General features: G+C 41.6%; 15 protein-coding genes and 1 tRNA gene. 9 read left to right on the top strand and 7 right to left on the bottom strand.

Annotated elements, in window-relative coordinates; all coding sequences use genetic code 11:
- Nucleotides 1–33 precede the first annotated feature (33 nt).
- Both A923_RS0106445 and A923_RS0106440 read left to right on the top strand, forming a co-directional pair.
- Nucleotides 34–1,683 carry a response regulator gene (locus tag A923_RS0106445; RefSeq protein ID WP_237716184.1) on the top strand — a complete coding sequence of 550 codons (1,650 nt, stop codon included), beginning with the start codon at nucleotides 34–36 and terminating at the stop codon, nucleotides 1,681–1,683.
- A 198-nt stretch (nucleotides 1,684–1,881) separates the two neighbouring features.
- The gene (locus tag A923_RS0106440) at nucleotides 1,882–3,237 is read left to right on the top strand and encodes an MBL fold metallo-hydrolase RNA specificity domain-containing protein (protein WP_017220844.1); all 1,356 of its coding nucleotides are present in this window, start codon (nucleotides 1,882–1,884) and stop codon (nucleotides 3,235–3,237) included.
- Between the two features lie 23 nt (nucleotides 3,238–3,260).
- Here A923_RS0106440 and A923_RS0106435 read toward each other — a convergent pair whose 3' ends face one another.
- Complete coding sequence (locus A923_RS0106435; protein WP_017220843.1) at nucleotides 3,261–3,794, bottom strand: adenosyltransferase; 534 nt, start codon at nucleotides 3,792–3,794, stop codon at nucleotides 3,261–3,263.
- Between the two features lie 290 nt (nucleotides 3,795–4,084).
- On the opposite strand from A923_RS0106435, the gene A923_RS0106430 reads away from it, so the two are divergent.
- The 4 genes from A923_RS0106430 to A923_RS0106415 all read left to right on the top strand — a co-directional run bounded on the left by A923_RS0106430 (nucleotide 4,085) and on the right by A923_RS0106415 (nucleotide 7,006).
- Entirely contained in the window at nucleotides 4,085–5,005 is a 921-nt protein-coding gene (locus A923_RS0106430; RefSeq protein WP_017220842.1) for an ABC transporter substrate-binding protein, read from the top strand.
- Nucleotides 5,006–5,007: 2 nt separating this feature from the next.
- On the top strand, nucleotides 5,008–6,048 hold the full coding sequence (locus tag A923_RS0106425; RefSeq protein ID WP_017220841.1) for a FecCD family ABC transporter permease: 1,041 nt from the start codon (nucleotides 5,008–5,010) through the stop codon (nucleotides 6,046–6,048).
- Nucleotides 6,045–6,827 (top strand): ABC transporter ATP-binding protein, encoded by a 783-nt coding sequence (locus tag A923_RS0106420; protein ID WP_017220840.1) that lies wholly within the window; start codon nucleotides 6,045–6,047, stop codon nucleotides 6,825–6,827. The genes A923_RS0106425 and A923_RS0106420 overlap by 4 nt, the downstream gene beginning before the upstream one ends.
- Before the next feature lie 102 nt (nucleotides 6,828–6,929).
- Nucleotides 6,930–7,006: transfer RNA gene (locus tag A923_RS0106415), tRNA-Arg, on the top strand.
- A gap of 47 nt (nucleotides 7,007–7,053) precedes the next feature.
- On the opposite strand, the gene A923_RS0106410 is transcribed toward A923_RS0106415, so the two are convergent.
- The 3 genes from A923_RS0106410 to purE all read right to left on the bottom strand — a co-directional run bounded on the left by A923_RS0106410 (nucleotide 7,054) and on the right by purE (nucleotide 10,349).
- Nucleotides 7,054–8,676: a SulP family inorganic anion transporter gene (locus A923_RS0106410; RefSeq protein WP_017220839.1), complete on the bottom strand. Its 1,623-nt coding sequence runs from the start codon at nucleotides 8,674–8,676 to the stop codon at nucleotides 7,054–7,056.
- A gap of 84 nt (nucleotides 8,677–8,760) precedes the next feature.
- Entirely contained in the window at nucleotides 8,761–9,870 is a 1,110-nt protein-coding gene (locus A923_RS0106405; protein ID WP_017220838.1) for a 5-(carboxyamino)imidazole ribonucleotide synthase, read from the bottom strand.
- Complete coding sequence (gene purE / locus A923_RS0106400; protein ID WP_017220837.1) at nucleotides 9,870–10,349, bottom strand: 5-(carboxyamino)imidazole ribonucleotide mutase; 480 nt, start codon at nucleotides 10,347–10,349, stop codon at nucleotides 9,870–9,872. Before purE ends, A923_RS0106405 begins: the two co-directional genes overlap by 1 nt.
- Before the next feature lie 186 nt (nucleotides 10,350–10,535).
- On the opposite strand from purE, the gene A923_RS0106395 reads away from it, so the two are divergent.
- Nucleotides 10,536–11,480, top strand: coding sequence for a LysR family transcriptional regulator (locus A923_RS0106395; RefSeq protein WP_017220836.1), 945 nt, complete (start codon nucleotides 10,536–10,538; stop codon nucleotides 11,478–11,480).
- Nucleotides 11,481–11,636: 156 nt separating this feature from the next.
- On the opposite strand, the gene A923_RS0106390 is transcribed toward A923_RS0106395, so the two are convergent.
- Both A923_RS0106390 and A923_RS0106385 read right to left on the bottom strand, forming a co-directional pair.
- Nucleotides 11,637–12,293, bottom strand: coding sequence for an NAD(P)H-dependent oxidoreductase (locus A923_RS0106390; protein WP_017220835.1), 657 nt, complete (start codon nucleotides 12,291–12,293; stop codon nucleotides 11,637–11,639).
- Nucleotides 12,294–12,353: 60 nt separating this feature from the next.
- Nucleotides 12,354–12,647: a putative quinol monooxygenase gene (locus tag A923_RS0106385; protein WP_017220834.1), complete on the bottom strand. Its 294-nt coding sequence runs from the start codon at nucleotides 12,645–12,647 to the stop codon at nucleotides 12,354–12,356.
- Between the two features lie 111 nt (nucleotides 12,648–12,758).
- Between A923_RS0106385 and A923_RS0106380 the strand changes: the two genes are divergently transcribed.
- A complete protein-coding gene (locus tag A923_RS0106380; protein ID WP_017220833.1) occupies nucleotides 12,759–13,664 on the top strand; it encodes a LysR family transcriptional regulator in 906 nt (301 codons plus the stop codon).
- A gap of 88 nt (nucleotides 13,665–13,752) precedes the next feature.
- Complete coding sequence (locus tag A923_RS0106375) at nucleotides 13,753–14,970, top strand: M24 family metallopeptidase (RefSeq protein ID WP_017220832.1); 1,218 nt, start codon at nucleotides 13,753–13,755, stop codon at nucleotides 14,968–14,970.
- A 104-nt stretch (nucleotides 14,971–15,074) separates the two neighbouring features.
- On the opposite strand, the gene A923_RS0106370 is transcribed toward A923_RS0106375, so the two are convergent.
- A complete protein-coding gene (locus tag A923_RS0106370; RefSeq protein WP_017220831.1) occupies nucleotides 15,075–16,358 on the bottom strand; it encodes a sensor domain-containing diguanylate cyclase in 1,284 nt (427 codons plus the stop codon).
- Between the last annotated feature and the right edge of the window lie 278 nt (nucleotides 16,359–16,636).

Raw genomic sequence — 16,636 nt, 5'->3', positions numbered from 1 at the left:
AGGGATATGTTTCAGATGGAATTGGAGTGTAACGTGATTAATAAAAAACGATTTTTAGTGATTGATGATTCAGTCGTCGCGATCTCTTTAATACGCTGGATCTTAAATGGTGCGGGTGTTGCAAATGAATTTATTGATAGCACCACGGACAGTTTAAAATCCATTCGTTTATTATCTCAACATCGTTATGATGTAGTCATCTGTGACTACAACATGAATCACCACATTGATGGTGCCCTTATTTTTGATGAAGCAAAACAGCGTAAGTTAATTGCATTCGATACTGTGTTTATTTGTGTGACAGGCGACAGTTCACTTTCTGTTGTGACGTATTTTATTGAATTAGAACCTGATGATTATTTACTTAAACCTTTTTGCGCAAAAGAATTTATTCATCGTATTGAAGTTGTGTTAGCGCGTAAAAAAGTCATCGCACCCTTGCTATCTGGCATGGATCATCAAGAATATCAACAAGTGTTAGTATTATGTGAGCAGTTCCGTAGTACCCATCCCCAGTATATGACATATATCAATCGTATTTATGGTGATTGTTTATTACGGTTAAAACGCCACGATGAGGCATTATTATTTTATCGGAAATCGTGTGAAGAAAGTAATTGTATTTGGTCTGAAATCGGTTTAGGCCAAACCTATCAATCGTTAGGGGATTTAGATAAAGCGGAAGATATTTTTAATAAGATATTAACCAAACACCCCAGGCAACCAGTCGCACGACAAAACCTTGCTAAATGCATGCTGGTAAGAGATAACTTACCGGATGCTATCCGTGAGTTTGATGCAGTGCACAAAATTAATCCTGCTAATCCTCATCGTGAGTTAATCCTCGCTAATTTATATACTGCACTGCAACAACACGGTAAGGCTGCTACAGGATTCCAGCGTTTTATTACCAAAGTAGAAGATACCAGTCGCTATAGTGATGGTATTGCAATGAATACCTATGTCTCGCTATTATTGGCAAGTTTATACACAGATTCGAGTCAAGAACAGGCTGAATTGATCAGTCAGGCACAATATAAAATTCACGGGTATAGTGTGCTCGCCAAAGGGAACTGTGTTGCTGAATTTAGCTTGTTAGTTGGGCTTGGAATTTTGGCATATATTCATGGTGATATTAAGAATGCCTTGATTGTTATACATCAAATTAAAGCTATCAAAAATCAGGCCGTTGATTTTTATACTGAGTTAAACATTGTTCGCTTATATGGATTATGTGGTGTCCCTGAGTTATATGAGGAATCGGTTGAACGCGCGCAAGCGCTGTGTAAAAACACCAATGATGATATTTTAATGTTAAGTCAAATTAAGATGCTAGAGGGGGCTAAGAATGAAACTCAACAACGTTTGCAAGAGGGAAAAGAACTGACAGATAAAGCACAAGAGCAGCGACAAGATAATGCTGGTAACCTGGCCATAAAATATGCGTATAAAGCCTTTCAGCGCGTCCCGTTTAATTATAATAATTGTCGTTTAATTATTGAATTAACGGCACTGGCGACACCGTCCGAATCACGGACAGAAACGAGTATTCATGAGCGTGAATCGATTCTTAAATCTTGTGATTGGATTTACGAAAATGATAACCGACCCACCTCCGAGGAAAAACGTTGTACACATGAATTGTTTCATCAGGCTCTCAATAAACTGAGCGTTGGCGTCTGAACTCAGGATTATACATAGCTTGGGCCTTAAAGGATTTTTCTAGTAAGGACTTAACATGATTATAAAAGTATAATTACATTTGTTGAATACTGTTATGGATCTTGTGGTTTTATCTTCTAATCTTAATTTAGTATTGCCAACAAATAATCATCAGGCTTTGGTGGTTATTGACGATCATATTAAGTAGGAGCGTAAACGATGAATATTACCTTTCTCGGTGGCACTGAAACGGTGACTGGTTCAAAGTACTTTGTGGAATCTGGTAATACTAAAATTTTAGTCGACTGTGGTTTGTATCAGGGCTACAAATGGTTGCGAGAGCGTAATCGTGAACCACTACCGTTAGATATTCAATCCCTCGATGCTATCGTCCTTACTCACGCTCATTTAGATCATTCAGGCTTTATTCCAGCGTTATATAAACAAGGTTACCGAGGCCCTATCTATGCACATGCTGCGACGATTAGTTTATGCGGTATTCTGTTGCCCGATAGCGGTAAGATCCAAGAAGAAGACGCGCGTTATTTTAATAAATATAAAATCAGTAAACATGGTAAACCAGAACCCTTGTATGACAAGGCGGCAGCAGAGGCAAGCTTGGTACTCTTCAAAGCTGTGTCGTTCGACAAGGCTTTTACCATTGGCGATATTACCGTGACATTGCAAACAGCAGGTCATATTTTAGGGGCCGCGAGTGCTATTTTGCAGGCCGAAGGTAAACGTGTCGGCTTCTCTGGTGATGTAGGTCAACCGAATGACGTCATCATGTATCCACCTAAACCTTTACCTGATCTTGATTTATTAATGCTTGAATCTACCTATGGTAATCGCTTGCATGGTAATGAGGACCCGTATGAACAATTAGCCAAGGTAGTTAACGCGACGGCGAAAAAGGGCGGGGTATTATTAATACCGAGCTTTGCTGTGGGTAGAACTGAAGCTATTCAACATATGTTAGCCACCTTGATTGCTGAAGAGCGTATCCCCAAATTACCCATTTATCTCGATAGCCCCATGGCGATCAGTGTGTTTGATATTTACTGCCAGTTTGATGAGTTGCACCGGTTAAACAGAGCGCAATGCCATGATATGACCAATTTGGTTAAATTCACGCGTGATGTGGAAGAATCAAAATTACTGCATGATATTGTCATGCCACATATTATTATTGCTGGTAGTGGCATGGCCACGGGGGGACGTATTATTCACCACATGAAACGACGGATTGGCGATCACCGTACCACAATACTGTTTATTGGTTATGTCAGTGGCGGTACGCGCGGTGCGAAAATGCTGGCAGGTTGTGAGAGTGTCAAAATTCATGGCGAATGGTTGCAGGTAAAAGCCGATGTTGAGGTATTACATGGTTTATCTGGCCATGGTGACTATGTTGATTTAACCAATTGGCTGCAAGCGTCAAAGCTGACTAAAAACACTCAGATCCAATTAGTGCACGGTGATCCCGATGCGAGTGAAGCAATGCGGGATCATTTACGTCAGCATACACAATTTGATGTTGAAGTTGCGAGCTATCATAAAATATTACGGCTGTAGTCAGTGAATAAAGCCAGATGCAGCTAGCTTGGTTTGGGGTAATTAATACTGACATACTCAGGTTCTTCGATACCTGCGTCTTGATTTAATACCCGTGTTAGCGCGAAGTAATAATTCGTTAACGTATTCGCAAAACGAGGCAAGGTTTCTGGTATTTTCTTGCCGGCTTTATCAACCAGTACTAATTGGCGCACGACTTTCTTACTTAAACTACGACATTGATGCAGCTGGATCACTGGTCCTGTACCTCTTGGCAGTACAAAGCGTTTAGCATCATCAGTGACTTGGGCTTTAAAGTAATTAAAGTCTGTTAAAAGCGCTTGTATGTCTTCTTCAAATATCCCACATTTACCACGAATAGAGCCATTCAAATTAAAAATCTTTGGTTGTAAACGTTCGAGTGATGCTCGTACTTCAGTGTTGGTTACTTGCGATAACGCTAATCCGGTATAAGTACATAACTCATCCGTTAATATCTCAAAGTCACAAAGTGGACTGTCTTCAAAGATGAAAGGATAGCAAAGTTCATCTATATTGCCTGACGCTTTTAATGTCATCACGTTACCGTTTAATTGGAATTATAATTCGCTACCTTAACATGACTGGTGATTTACAGGTAACAGTTGAATTCGTTGTATTTTCTTTAGGGTGCTTATGTAGAATATCTTGCTATAGCCACGTACAATACCCAGCATCTTCGGAATACGGTGAAAATCCGTAACGGGCGCGCCACTGTGTGGTATCGATGACATGAGCAATGATGTTATCGGCACTGAGTCAGATACGAAGATCACGGTTTACAATCAGGTAAAACGTTTTAATTTGTACGCGATTTACAGGAGTTACCATGCCTTGGGCTAGTTTTAAGCATATTTTTTACACGTTAATTATTTTTATTTTTATTTCATCTTCATCTTTGGCGAATACCCGTTATCCATTGACGGTGACTGACGGTTTAGGTCGAGAGATTGTCATTGAAGAACAGCCTCAACGAATTTCATCAAAAACCTTGTTTACTGACGCCGTATTATTAGAACTCGTTGATGAGACTGCATTATCGAGCTTAACCGACCTCGCTATTAACCCGAACTACTCACTCATTATTGATCGTTTACCTGAAAGTGTGCCGCTATTGGGGCTGAATATTGAAATGATCATCGCCAATCGCCCAGATATTGTCTTCGCCGCTAATTGGAGTGATGCGGCTAAGCTAAGCATGCTAGAGCGCGCTGGCATTACGGTCTTTCGTTTACAGGCACCGAAAAATATCGACGAGATCGAGGCTGAAATCTTACGGGTTGGCAAAATCGTCAATCATAATGAAGCCGCGCAACAGATTGTTGCTCGTATGCGTGCACGCTTAAAGTCAGACATTATTCCTGCCAAGCACAAACTGACTGGGATGGACTACAATCCGTGGGGAACATCCAGTGGTCAAGACTCGTCATGGAATGGTTTATTAGAACAAGCGCATGTGGATAATATTATTAAAGATTATGCGACGGATAAATATGGCCAAGTGCCCGTTTCTAAAGAAATGATTATCGTGTTAAATCCGGATGTATTGTTTATACCGGCGTGGGTATATGGTAACGAAAGTACTGCCGAACAATTTAAACAACAAGTCTTAACTGACCCTTCGCTACAATCGGTGAATGCAATTAAAAACAACCGTGTGTATCAAGTACCTCATGCGCTGAGAGGCGTATACAGTCAGTATTTTGTCGATGCTATCCGTTTTATAAATCACGCTGTATATAAGAGTTAATCATGCCATTCTATCGACTTACTGCAGTACAAACGCTGTTCTCTGTGTTGTTATTTTGCGGCTTGTTTTTGCTCTATCTTAGCTTTGGCGCTATTCATATTCCTATTAGCGATATCTTGGCATTGTTTAAAGCGTATTTTGTTGGCGGTAGCGAACTTGCTTTAACAGAGCAACCGTTAGCGTCAGCAGTCGTGTTACACATTCGTTTACCCCGTGCTTGTGCGGCTATATTAGCGGGTGGCTCGTTGGCGTTGGCTGGAGCATGTACACAAGGTTTGTTTAGAAACCCACTTGCTAGTCCTGATGTGTTAGGTGTCAGTGCTGGTAGTAGTTTTGGCGCTGTGCTTGCTATTGTGACGGGATTTTCGTTCATGAACCCGATGTGGTTACCTATTTTTACGACTGTGGGTGCATTGGCTGCTGCGGCGGTTATTTATCTGTTAGCGTCTCGCCATGCGTCAACGCAGATTTTGTTTTTGATTCTAACCGGGTTGGCGTTATCAAGTTTACTCGGCGGTGCCAGAATGGGCCTACTCTTGATGGCGCAACAATATGAAATGAGCCAATTTGTATTCTGGGCGATGGGTGGATTAGACGGTCGTACTTGGTCGCAATTGATGTGGCCAGCACCGATTATTGTGGTGGTATCTGCGTTGTTATTAAGAGAGTGTCGGGCGTTAAATTTACTGGCGTTAGGGGAAGAAAATGCCCATGGTATGGGGTTGAACATCAAGAAAACGCGGCTCAAGTTATTGATGTTTTCGACGTTATTAACCGCGATGTCGATTGCAGTCGCGGGGCCGATTGGTTTCATTGGTTTGATGGTTCCGCATTTGGTGCGGTTGATCGTCGGCCCTACCCATGAAAAATTGTTACCTTTTTCTGCCTTGTTCGGGGTTATTTTCCTCCTTGCTTGTGACCTGTTAGGACGATGGATCATTGCCCCCAATGAATTAAAAGTGGGGATTATTACGTCTTTTATTGGTGGTTGTTATTTCATTGCGTTAATCATTCGTTTTCAGCGTAAAGGCAGCTTTGTATGAGTTCTGCATTATTGATCGTTTCCAAGTTGGGTTATAACGCCGGAGAAAAAACCTTATTAAGCGATATTTCACTGTCGATTCAAGCGGGTGAGCTGGTGGGTATTATCGGTCCTAATGGCGCAGGTAAAAGTACCTTGATGAAATGCTTAAGTGGCTTTCAAAAATACAACCGTGGAGAGGTATTAATAAAGGGCCTGTCATTAACCAAATTATCGGATATCGACCGTGCACGTGATTTAAGTTATTTACCACAATACAGTGAAACTGCATTCCCATTTAGTGTGATGGAAACAGTCGGTTTTGGTTTTCATGTGCAGCAACAAACGCAACCTATGTCTGCTAAAGCGATTGCTGCGAAAACCATCGAGGCGTTAACCTTAGTGGGTATTGACCATTTAAAAGACCGTTCTATTACCGCTTTATCGGGTGGTGAGAAACAGCTGGTCCATTTTGCGCGTTTACTCGTGCAAGGGGCACCATTAATGTTACTTGATGAACCGACAGCAAGCTTGGATATTGGCCATGAATCACAACTGATGAATGTGTTATATCAACAATGTCAGCAAGGTAAGTCGGCATTAGTGGCTATCCATAACTTAAATACGGCAGCAGAATTTTGTGACCGTCTTATTTTAGTGGAGCAAGGGCAGATAATAGCGGAAGGGAAACCGAGCGATGTTTTGACAAAAGCCAACATTCATCGTTTGTATCAAGACTTTGTTATTGTGTCTCAGCATGCGGAAACAGGGAATACGATTGTCTCGCCGTATAGAAAGTAATGTGATCCTTGATCCAAATAAATAAAATGTTAGCTTATATTGTTTTTTAACGTGCTGTGATGCTGCTATTTGTGTTTGTTTTATATATAATAAACGCCAAGTGTCTCCTTAGCTCAGCTGGATAGAGCGGCTCCCTCCTAAGGAGCAGGCCACAGGTTCGAATCCTGTAGGGGACACCATATTTAACCGCAGTAATTCTTATCGGCAATCACCACTACTTCAATACTTAATACCTTGTCACATGCTCAAGCGCTGATTGTAATGCTTGCTCCCTCGACGTGCAGTGATTGTTAGCTGGAATCAAATTCAATACATTCAATTTATCTAAGCGCTCACGGGTATCGATATTCGGGCATAACAATAACACCTCACAGTTAGCGTCTAATGCATCTTTTATCGCATTCTCTAGTGCCAGTCCTACGGTGACATCGATCATCGGCACATCGCTTAAATCTAATATCATTACGTCATAATCGCCGATACTGGAATGCTGGCGAGATATCGCTTTGGATACGCTAAATATCATCGGCCCCGATAAGTAGAAAAACAATACCTTGCCATTGGCTTTGTCTAATATGGCTCGCTCACTGCCGGTCAGTGGCACATCGTTATCTGTATCGCTAATGGCCTTAACTTGGCGTGCTTGTGCTCGGCTTAACTGCTCAATAATGATGATATTGGAAATAAAGACACCCAGACCAACCGCAACAATCAAATCGACAAACACAGTGAGGAACATCACGCCGTACATGATCACCATGCCTTGAATACTGACCTTGTGCGCGCGTTGAATGAAGCTCCAATCTAAAATATTAAACCCCACATACACAGCGATACCTGCTAATACCGCCATTGGGATGGGTTCTGTTAATCCGCCTGCAACTAATACCACCAGTGCTAATACAAGTGCTCTCACCATACCTGAAAGCGGTGAGCGGGCGCCTACCTGTATGTTGGTCACTGTGCCCATGGTTGCACCTGCACCTGGTAGCGCGCCGAATAATCCAGAGATCATGTTGGCAATGCCTTGTCCGCGCAATTCTTTGTCTGAATCATGCTCTTTACGTGTTAACGAGTCACCAATGACCGCCGTTAACAAGGTATCAATACAGCCTAATGTGCCAAGTACTAAGGCATCGATAACCATGGTTGTGAACATTTCTGCATTAAAATGCGGTAATACTAATGACGGTAACCCTGCTGGTATTTCACCAATGCGGCGGATACTGTCGGTATCAAAAAACAGGACTGACAACAGTGTTACAGCGACTAACGCGACCAGTTGTGCTGGTACATATCTGCGGTATTGTTTAGGAAAATAGAATAGTACTGCTAACGTGAGTAAGCCTAAGAATAGCTCGCTGAAACTTATATTTGCTAAGGTATTTGGCAGTGCTGATAAGGTACCGACCACACCACCAGATGGCGCTGCATGGCCTAATAGTGGCGATAATTGTAAGATGATGAGGATGACGCCGATACCAGACATAAAACCTGAGATGACACTGTAAGGCATTAAGGTGACATATTTTCCCAGTTTTAAGGTACCGAGTAATATTTGAAAAGCGCCCGCCATCATCACCACAGTGAAGGACATCGCCATGCCGGTTTCAGGGTATTTAGCCATCATGCTGGTCAGTACGGCTGTCATGATCACTGTCATTGGGCCGGTAGGTTCTGAAATTAAGGTTGTTGAGCCACCAAACAGCGCCGCAAAAAAGCCGACCATAATGGCGCCCCAAAGGCCTGCTTCAGCCCCTGCGCCAGATGCAACACCAAAAGCCAGTGCTAATGGCAACGAGATGATCGCGGTGGTAACACCACCAAATACATCACCTTTTAAATTCATACTGTCAAAACGATGTCCAAACAAAATCCAAATCTCCTTAGCAAATCTGTTAGCAAAGCCGTTATCAAAAAACAGGCATTGAAATTACTTATCCAGACTAAATTGTGCCATTTGCTGGCTAAGTATCTTGGAGTTATCAGCAATAAAATTGATGTGACCTAATTTACGTTTAGGTTTTACGCTTTTGTTGTACCAGTATAGCTTGGCATTTTCGGCTATCGCGGCAAAAGGCGGGCGCTCAGTACCAATAATATTCAGCATACCTGTGGGGGCTATTTGCGCGGTACTGCCGAGACTGAGTCCAGCTAAGGCTCTGATATGATTTTCAAACTGGCAAGTAATACTGCCTAGTTGCGTCCAATGACCACTATTGTGTACACGAGGCGCTAGCTCATTAACCATCAGTTTATCGCCAATAACAAAACATTCCATTGCCATAACGCCGACATAGTCTAATTTATTCAGCAAGCTGACCATGTAGTGTTGGGCTTGTAATTTTAGCTCGTCAGTGATGTTAGCAGCAGGGGCGATGGAGCGGGTTAGCATGCCTTGTACGTGCTCATTATCGGTAAGTGCGTAGTGCTCAATTTGGCCGTTTTGGTGGCGAACAGCAATCAGCGATACTTCTTTATCAAAATCGACAAAGGCTTCGATGATGTAATCTTTAATGTCTAACGTATCAAACTGCTGGGCATCGGCAAGATTTTTAATCAGCCATTGGTTTTTACCGTCGTAGCCTTCGGTGCATGATTTCACCATGACAGGATAACCCAATGTCTGCACTGCTTGTTGCGCACTGGCATTATAAAGATACGGCGATGTTGGTATGGCTAAACGGGTTAATAGCTGTTTTTCTTCACCGCGATGTTGGCAGGCTTGTATCGCTGCAATGCTCGGGTAAATGGCACAAAAAGCCGCTAACGCTTGTAATAACGCAAGGTCGACTTGTTCTTTTTCAACGGTAATACAATCAGGTTTACCTAATGCTTGATACAGCTGCTCAACGTCTTGGTCGTTATAACGATTGCTCGTTGCACATTTATGCGGTGCTGGTGTGATGATGCCTAAACCTGCCACACAGTCTTGGTTTTGGTTTAGATCGTCGTGAATAAAACTAAATTTAATGCCTAAAGGTAACCCTGCTAGGGCTAACATGCGCGACAGTTGGCCACAACCGACTATAGCAATACGCATTATTCTACCTCCCAACCGATACTTGCAGTTTGTTCCTTACGCCATGCTTTTACTTTGCTTTGTAATTCGGAATTGTGGGTTGCTAGCATCTGAGCCGCTAATAAACCGGCATTAAATGCGCCAGCTTCACCAATGGCTTGGGTCGCGACAGCAACACCCTTCGGCATTTGTACGATTGATAACAAGCTATCCATGCCTTTCAGGGCATTACTTTTTACTGGTACACCAATGACAGGTAGGCAAGTCAGTGCAGCTGTCATGCCTGGAAGATGCGCCGCGCCACCTGCTCCAGCAATAATGACGCTGTAGTTTTCTTCGGCTGACTGGGCAAACTCATATAATCTTTCTGGTGTGCGATGCGCTGATACGACCATGGCTTCAAACGGGATCTCAAATTGTTCAAGCACGGTCGCTGCGTGACGCATTACTGGCCAGTCTGATTTAGAACCCATGATGATAGCTACTTTATGTTGTGTCATTGTTGTTACCTTATTATCTAATGTGTTATTACGATGAAGGTAAAAATAGCAATAAGTTGGCATAGATAAAAATAGATATTATCTATCCTAGCTATAGACTATTATCTATATGGTTATTTATGCTTGGTTGGCGTTAGCATCATGCCGTAGCACCGCAACATGTCGTAATAGAGTGGGGAAGTTATTATGCAATCACGTATTCATGCGCACATTGGCACCATGAGGCAGCTTGAGATCTTATTGGCTGTGCACGATCAAGGTAGTATTAATGAGGCTGCAAAAGCGCTGTTTTTAACCCAGCCGACTGTGTCAATTCAGATGCGTAAACTCAGCGATGCAATTGGCGAGCCCTTGTATAAATTTGTAAACCGCCAGCTTATTTTTACCAATGTGGGTTTAGAGTTAGTTAAAACTGCGGTCGAAGTACTCGATAGTTTTGCGCGTTTAGACATGACATTAGGCAATATACGCAAGACTAAACCCGGTACCTTAAGGTTGGCCGTGGTGACTACGTCGAAGTATTTTATTCCGCATCTGTTAGGCCCTTTCTGTGAACAATTTCCCGATGTTGATATCCAATTAAATATTGGTAATCGAGAAAAAACCATCGAACGGATGAAGCAGGGGGTCGATGATTTTTATGTATTCAGTCATCCGCCGCAGGATATTGATGCGCAAAGCCTCGAATTTCTAGATAACCCTTTGGTGGCGATAGCCCATCAAGATCATCCGCTCGGCAAACGCAAATCAATTAGTTTAGCGGACTTGTGTGATGAACCTTTTCTTATGCGGGAAAAAGGCTCGGGTACGCGATACGCGATTGAAGAATTGTTTAAACAGCATAATTTGAAACCGAAGATAAAAATGACTATCGAAAGTAACGAGGCAATTAAACATGCTGTTATGTCTAAATTAGGCATCACCATTATTTCTGCTCATACCCTCACTTATGGTGGTCAAAGTGGCTTAATACGTTTACCGGTCAAAGAATTGCCAATTGATTCTCATTGGTTCTTCTTGTGGTTAACATCGAAACGTCCGACGTTAATTGCTTCGGAATTTTTAAAGCATATTGAGACTAATGGCAGAGAGTTATTACAAAATGAGCTAGATAAAAGTGCGCTGGATTAACGCTTGATCATGGCTATTATTTAACGTTGTAGGTATTAGGTAGGTATTAATTAGGTAGGTATTAGCTAGGTAGGTATTAGATAGGGGGTGAGGAAGGCTATCCCTTTGATACGAACAGTGTGTATCAAAGGGAGGGTACGTTTGTTCTTGTTAAAACTATATTTTTACGATCACATCTTCCATTGCTAAACGTGATTTAGGTGGTGCAATGTTGTAATCGTTTCCTGCATCACGGTAACCGATTGCGAGAGCTACATCAGTCACGTAACCATCTAATTCCACAGCAAATTCTTTGCTAACTAAATCGGTATCTATGCCTTCCATTGGGGTTGAATCAATATTCAAGCGTGCCAATGTGTGCATAGTATTACCCAGCGCTAGATACGTCTGTGCTTTAGTCCAAGCTGATGTATCGCCATCTTCACCTGTGTTTAATTCAACAAAAGCAAACGCACCGAATGCACCTTCTTTTTCTTCCGGTTTAGTACGTTTATCTGTGATGCCTTTATCAATAACTGCTTCGTAGTTTTCGCGAGTATAAGCAGGGTTATGCGCAAAAATAATCGTGTGCGATGAAGTAAAGATATGCGGTTGGTTAAACTGAAATTTATTCGTAAAAGTATTGTGCATACGCTGTTTGGCTGCATCACTTTCGATAACAATAAACTTCCACGGTTGTGAGTTAATTGATGATGCAGATAAACGCATTGCTTCCATGATCACGGCAAGATCTTCTTGAGATACTTTTTTTGAAGCATCAAACTTTTTAGTTGTATAACGGTTGCTTAAATCTTGGATAATTTGGTGTGTCATAATAAAACCTTAATAAATTTGGGCATACAAGTAGTGATCATGTTCAATGGGATTAATTTCTTATGCGATTTTAGTGATTTCGTTTAACGTGAAATTCACTACAGCACCTTCAGTTGCTTGCACATACATAGTTAAATGTGGGCTGTTAAGGTGTTGTTCTAATAATGCTTTACTTGCCCAATTTTCAATAAAAGTAAACTGCGCAGGATTGCTATTATCTTGGTGCAAGTCGTATTGGATGCAACCTTCTTCAAGTCGGGTTGGGGCTATCAACTTCAATAATTCGGCTTTGACGAATTCAATTTTATCTGCTTTGGCTTCGATATTGGCAACAAGCGTTAATGGCGTAGTCATATTCATCTACCTTTTATTCGTTGTTCACTTAGTGAGTGAGGACATTATCCCTGATTATTGCTATTCTTAAAAGATGGTAATACAACTAACAGTTTCAAAAAATATTTGATAATGAACATTCAAGACCTGACTCTTTTTGTGCGAACAGCGCAAACATGTAATATCACCGCATCCGCACTGCAGTTGGAAATGTCACCAGCAGCGGCGAGTGCAGCCTTAAAACGCCTAGAGAAACAGTTAGGTGTACAACTTTTTATCCGTTCGACACGTAAATTACGGATCACCGCGGAAGGTGAACGTTACTTATTGCACTGCACTGAGGCGTTAGCTGCGTTAGAGAAAGGCAAAGCGTCCTTAAACGAGATGCAGGGAAAAATTGCCGGTGAAATTCGTTTATCTGCGTCCTCTGATTTAGGCCGGAATATTGTCTTGCCTTGGCTTGATGAGGTGATGGATGCCTATCCTGAGTTATCTATACAGCTCAATGTCGGTGATAACTTAGCAGACTTTTATCATGACAAAGTAGATATGGCACTGCGTTATGGCGAACCTGAAGATTCGACGCTGGTGGCTTTTCTGATCGCCAAAATAGATCGAGTGGTCTGTGCATCGCCAGCCTATTTGGCGAAATATGGCGAGCCGAGTCATCCCAACGAATTACCTCAACATAATTGTTTGCTCTATCGGTTTGGCGAGCGTGTTTATGATACTTGGCCATTTGTGGATAGTGCTAGCAACAATACCGGTAAATACAATGTCAAAGTGGCGGGGAATCGCTTAAGTAATGATGCAGATGTGGTGCACCGCTGGGTGGTCGCAGGCAAGGGCATTACCATGAAATCGCGCTTAGATATGGCTGCTGATTTACGCTCGGGTAATGTGGTTGAATTATTGCGTGATTTTAATTCGCCGCCGATTAACTTATGGTTAATTTGTCCTAACCGTATCCAAGTCACACCTGCAATGTTGATGCTACGCGATCTGTTACGCAGTAAGTGTGAAGCCGAATTAAGTTAGCGCTGTTTGGTGGTACATCTCGCCTTTAAGGTATGCTACAGTGAATTCATCTATATCTCGTTAATCAAGCTGTATAATAAGGATTTTTATGACTATTGGTATTGGTGGTTCAACTGCTGCATTGGAATTAGCTAAACTGGCTGATATGACTGCAGACGTTAACGCAGTCTCGTTACAAGAATTTAATGCTCGCATGGAAAGTGCACAAGCGATCATGCAGCGTGAAGGTATTAAAGCGATCTATCTTAATGCCGGTACAAACTTGTATTACTTCACTGGCATGCGTTGGGGCGCGGGTGAACGTCTGGTTGGTGCTATTTTACCAGCGGTGGGTGAACTACAGTTTATCGCCCCACGTTTTGAACAAGATACCATTAACGAATTTATGCAAGTTCAAGGTCCACTACATTGCTGGCATGAGCATGAAAGCCCTGCACAGTTATTTGGTGAGATCTTAGCGAAACTTGATATTACCGACGGTACTGTGGGTATCGATGAAGCCACAGCCTTCTTTATGTTTAATAATATTCGTCATGCCCATCCGCAGTTTGAATATATCGATGCGAAAGTAGTAACAGCAGGTTGTCGTCAGCAAAAATCAGACACTGAAATTGCATTATTACAACGTGCGAAAGACATGACAATAGAAGTGCATAAAGCCGCTGCCCGTATCTTACGTTTAGATATTTGTACCACAGAAGTAGAAGAATTTATTCATCAAGCGCATAAAGCGGTTGGTGCGCCAAAAGGTTCTTATTTCTGCATCGTATTATTTGGTAAAGCGAGCTCGTTCCCACACGGCGTGAAAGACCCACAATTCCTAAAACAAGATGACGTGGTATTAATTGATACTGGTTGCCAGTTACACGGTTACAACTCTGACATTACCCGTACGTATGTATTTGGTGAAGCCAGTGATGAAGTGCGCGCTGCTTGGTTAAGTGAAAAAAATGCTCAGCAAGCGGCATTTGATGCGGCGCAAATTAATGTGCCTTGTCAGGATGTTGATGCTGCCGCACGCGTATCACTGGAAGCCGATGGTTTTGGACCGGGTTATGATTTACCAGGACTACCGCACCGTACTGGTCACGGTATTGGCTTAGATATTCATGAATGGCCATATTTAGTCGGTAACGACATGACGCCGTTAGCGAAAGGCATGTGTTTCAGTAATGAACCTATGCTCGTTATTCCAGGTAAATTTGGTATTCGTTTAGAAGATCATTTTTACATGACTGACGCGGGACCTAAATGGTTTACCCAACCATCACACTCGATTGATGACCCATTTGGTTATGAAGCCTAAGGTTTTATAGGTCGAGAGTTAGAGAGTGAGAAGCTAAGCGTTATCAATTAATAAAAGCCCGTTAAGATGAATCTTGCGGGCTTTTTTGTTCTTAACAGTATGCATTATAAATACACGACTTGGTTACGACCCTTGTTCTTGGCCTTATATAGTGCCTCATCAACCCGTAAAAGTAATTCATCAAAACAGCTGTCAGTCCCAGATAATACAGTGATGCCGATACTAACCGTCACCTTTAGATCATCGGTCGTCGCCGAAAAATCATGATGTTGCAGCTTTTGTTGAATGCGCTCGGCCAATAATACAGCTTTGCTTTGTGTTGTATTCGGCAGCATAATCGCAAATTCCTCACCGCCAATTCGTGCGACAACATCTTCTTGTCGCGTTCCTTGCAATAATTGCTCAGAAATACCTATTAATATTTTGTCACCAAATGGGTGCCCGTAATTGTCGTTAAGGTGTTTAAAATGGTCGATATCAATTGAAAGAACCGCGAGCGGTAAAGCATGACGTTGAGAGCGTGTAAATTCACGTTCAGCTTGTTCGATAAAGTAACGTCGGTTGTATAAATTGGTTAGATAGTCCGTGTTAGCTTGCTGCTGAAACTGCTCTTTTAGCTGGTATAATTCGGTTACGTCCGTGGAGAAACCGATTAATGCGCATTTATTATTGATGGTTATAGGCGTTTTGACACTTAAATAATGAGACGTATTACCAACATTATCGGTGATTGTTTCTTCTATTCGTTGAATACGGTTGGTTTTAAAAACCTTTGCATCACTTTCATGAAAGTGGGCGGCTACCTCTTGAGGTAGAATCGAGGTTTCTAACTGGCCAATGATCTCGGTGACGGGCAGTTCAAATAGTGCTGAAAGTTTGGAATTTGCATATAAAAAGCGGCGTTTCTCATCTTTGATATACACATATGCTGGGATACTATTTAATACGGTATCGAGTAACTGTTTTTGCTCAAGGTTTAAGTCGCGTAATTGTTTTTCGATGGTGATGTCTGTTGAGATCCCACAAATACCACATACTCGGTTATCATCGTCGAATAGTGGACTTTTTACTGTGCGGTAAATTCTTGATTCATCGCTAGATTTTATATGATTTTTTTCTTCTGTATTTATTACTGTTGCAGTTTGCATGACCTGCTTGTCATTTTTTCTAATTTGGTTAGAAATATCGAGATCGAAGAATTTAGTATCATCGAATCCAATGACTTCTTCTAAAGATTTATTAAAGAGTGTGAGTACCGCTTGATTAGCGTAGGTATATCTACCTTGCATATCTTTGGTGTAGATGTAGGCGCCTAAAGTATTACAAACTTGCTTTAGTACAGCTAATTGTTTTGTTATTGAATCATTGTTATTTGATTGTGTGGCCACTTAAACCCTTACTCCATTATGTTTTATCAAGCTTGAGAATAATAAATGCTAAAACACTAATTATAAGCAAAATGATACTAATTCCATTTTAGTAATCTGGATTTTATAAATAACATAGAATAAACTAAGTTTTAATTATATATCAGTTGCTTATAAAACACCTCTTAAATTTAAGGGTTATATTATGATAAATAATAATGCGTGAAGACAATCTAGAATGGTTATCATAGGGAGAGGGGATAAAGTACCTGTATAGACCCCGAATGCATTAACAAAAA

It is taken from the genome of Moritella dasanensis ArB 0140, from assembly GCF_000276805.1.
GTDB classification, from domain to species: Bacteria; Pseudomonadota; Gammaproteobacteria; order Enterobacterales; family Moritellaceae; genus Moritella; species Moritella dasanensis.
The sequence above is the reverse complement of the archived record's forward strand: the minus strand, read 5'-3'. Positions and strand labels throughout refer to the sequence as shown.

Coding starts and splice junctions, on each gene's coding strand:
- A923_RS0106440 (WP_017220844.1), top strand. CDS start 1,882: ATGAATATTACCTTTCTCGGTGGCACTGAAACGGTGACTGGTTCAAAG.
- A923_RS0106420 (WP_017220840.1), top strand. CDS start 6,045: ATGAGTTCTGCATTATTGATCGTTTCCAAGTTGGGTTATAACGCCGGA.
- A923_RS0106435 (WP_017220843.1), bottom strand. CDS start 3,794: ATGACATTAAAAGCGTCAGGCAATATAGATGAACTTTGCTATCCTTTC.
- A923_RS0106380 (WP_017220833.1), top strand. CDS start 12,759: ATGAACATTCAAGACCTGACTCTTTTTGTGCGAACAGCGCAAACATGT.
- A923_RS0106425 (WP_017220841.1), top strand. CDS start 5,008: ATGCCATTCTATCGACTTACTGCAGTACAAACGCTGTTCTCTGTGTTG.
- A923_RS0106405 (WP_017220838.1), bottom strand. CDS start 9,870: ATGCGTATTGCTATAGTCGGTTGTGGCCAACTGTCGCGCATGTTAGCC.
- A923_RS0106410 (WP_017220839.1), bottom strand. CDS start 8,676: ATGAATTTAAAAGGTGATGTATTTGGTGGTGTTACCACCGCGATCATC.
- A923_RS0106430 (WP_017220842.1), top strand. CDS start 4,085: ATGCCTTGGGCTAGTTTTAAGCATATTTTTTACACGTTAATTATTTTT.
- A923_RS0106395 (WP_017220836.1), top strand. CDS start 10,536: ATGCAATCACGTATTCATGCGCACATTGGCACCATGAGGCAGCTTGAG.
- purE (WP_017220837.1), bottom strand. CDS start 10,349: ATGACACAACATAAAGTAGCTATCATCATGGGTTCTAAATCAGACTGG.
- A923_RS0106385 (WP_017220834.1), bottom strand. CDS start 12,647: ATGACTACGCCATTAACGCTTGTTGCCAATATCGAAGCCAAAGCAGAT.
- A923_RS0106375 (WP_017220832.1), top strand. CDS start 13,753: ATGACTATTGGTATTGGTGGTTCAACTGCTGCATTGGAATTAGCTAAA.
- A923_RS0106390 (WP_017220835.1), bottom strand. CDS start 12,293: ATGACACACCAAATTATCCAAGATTTAAGCAACCGTTATACAACTAAA.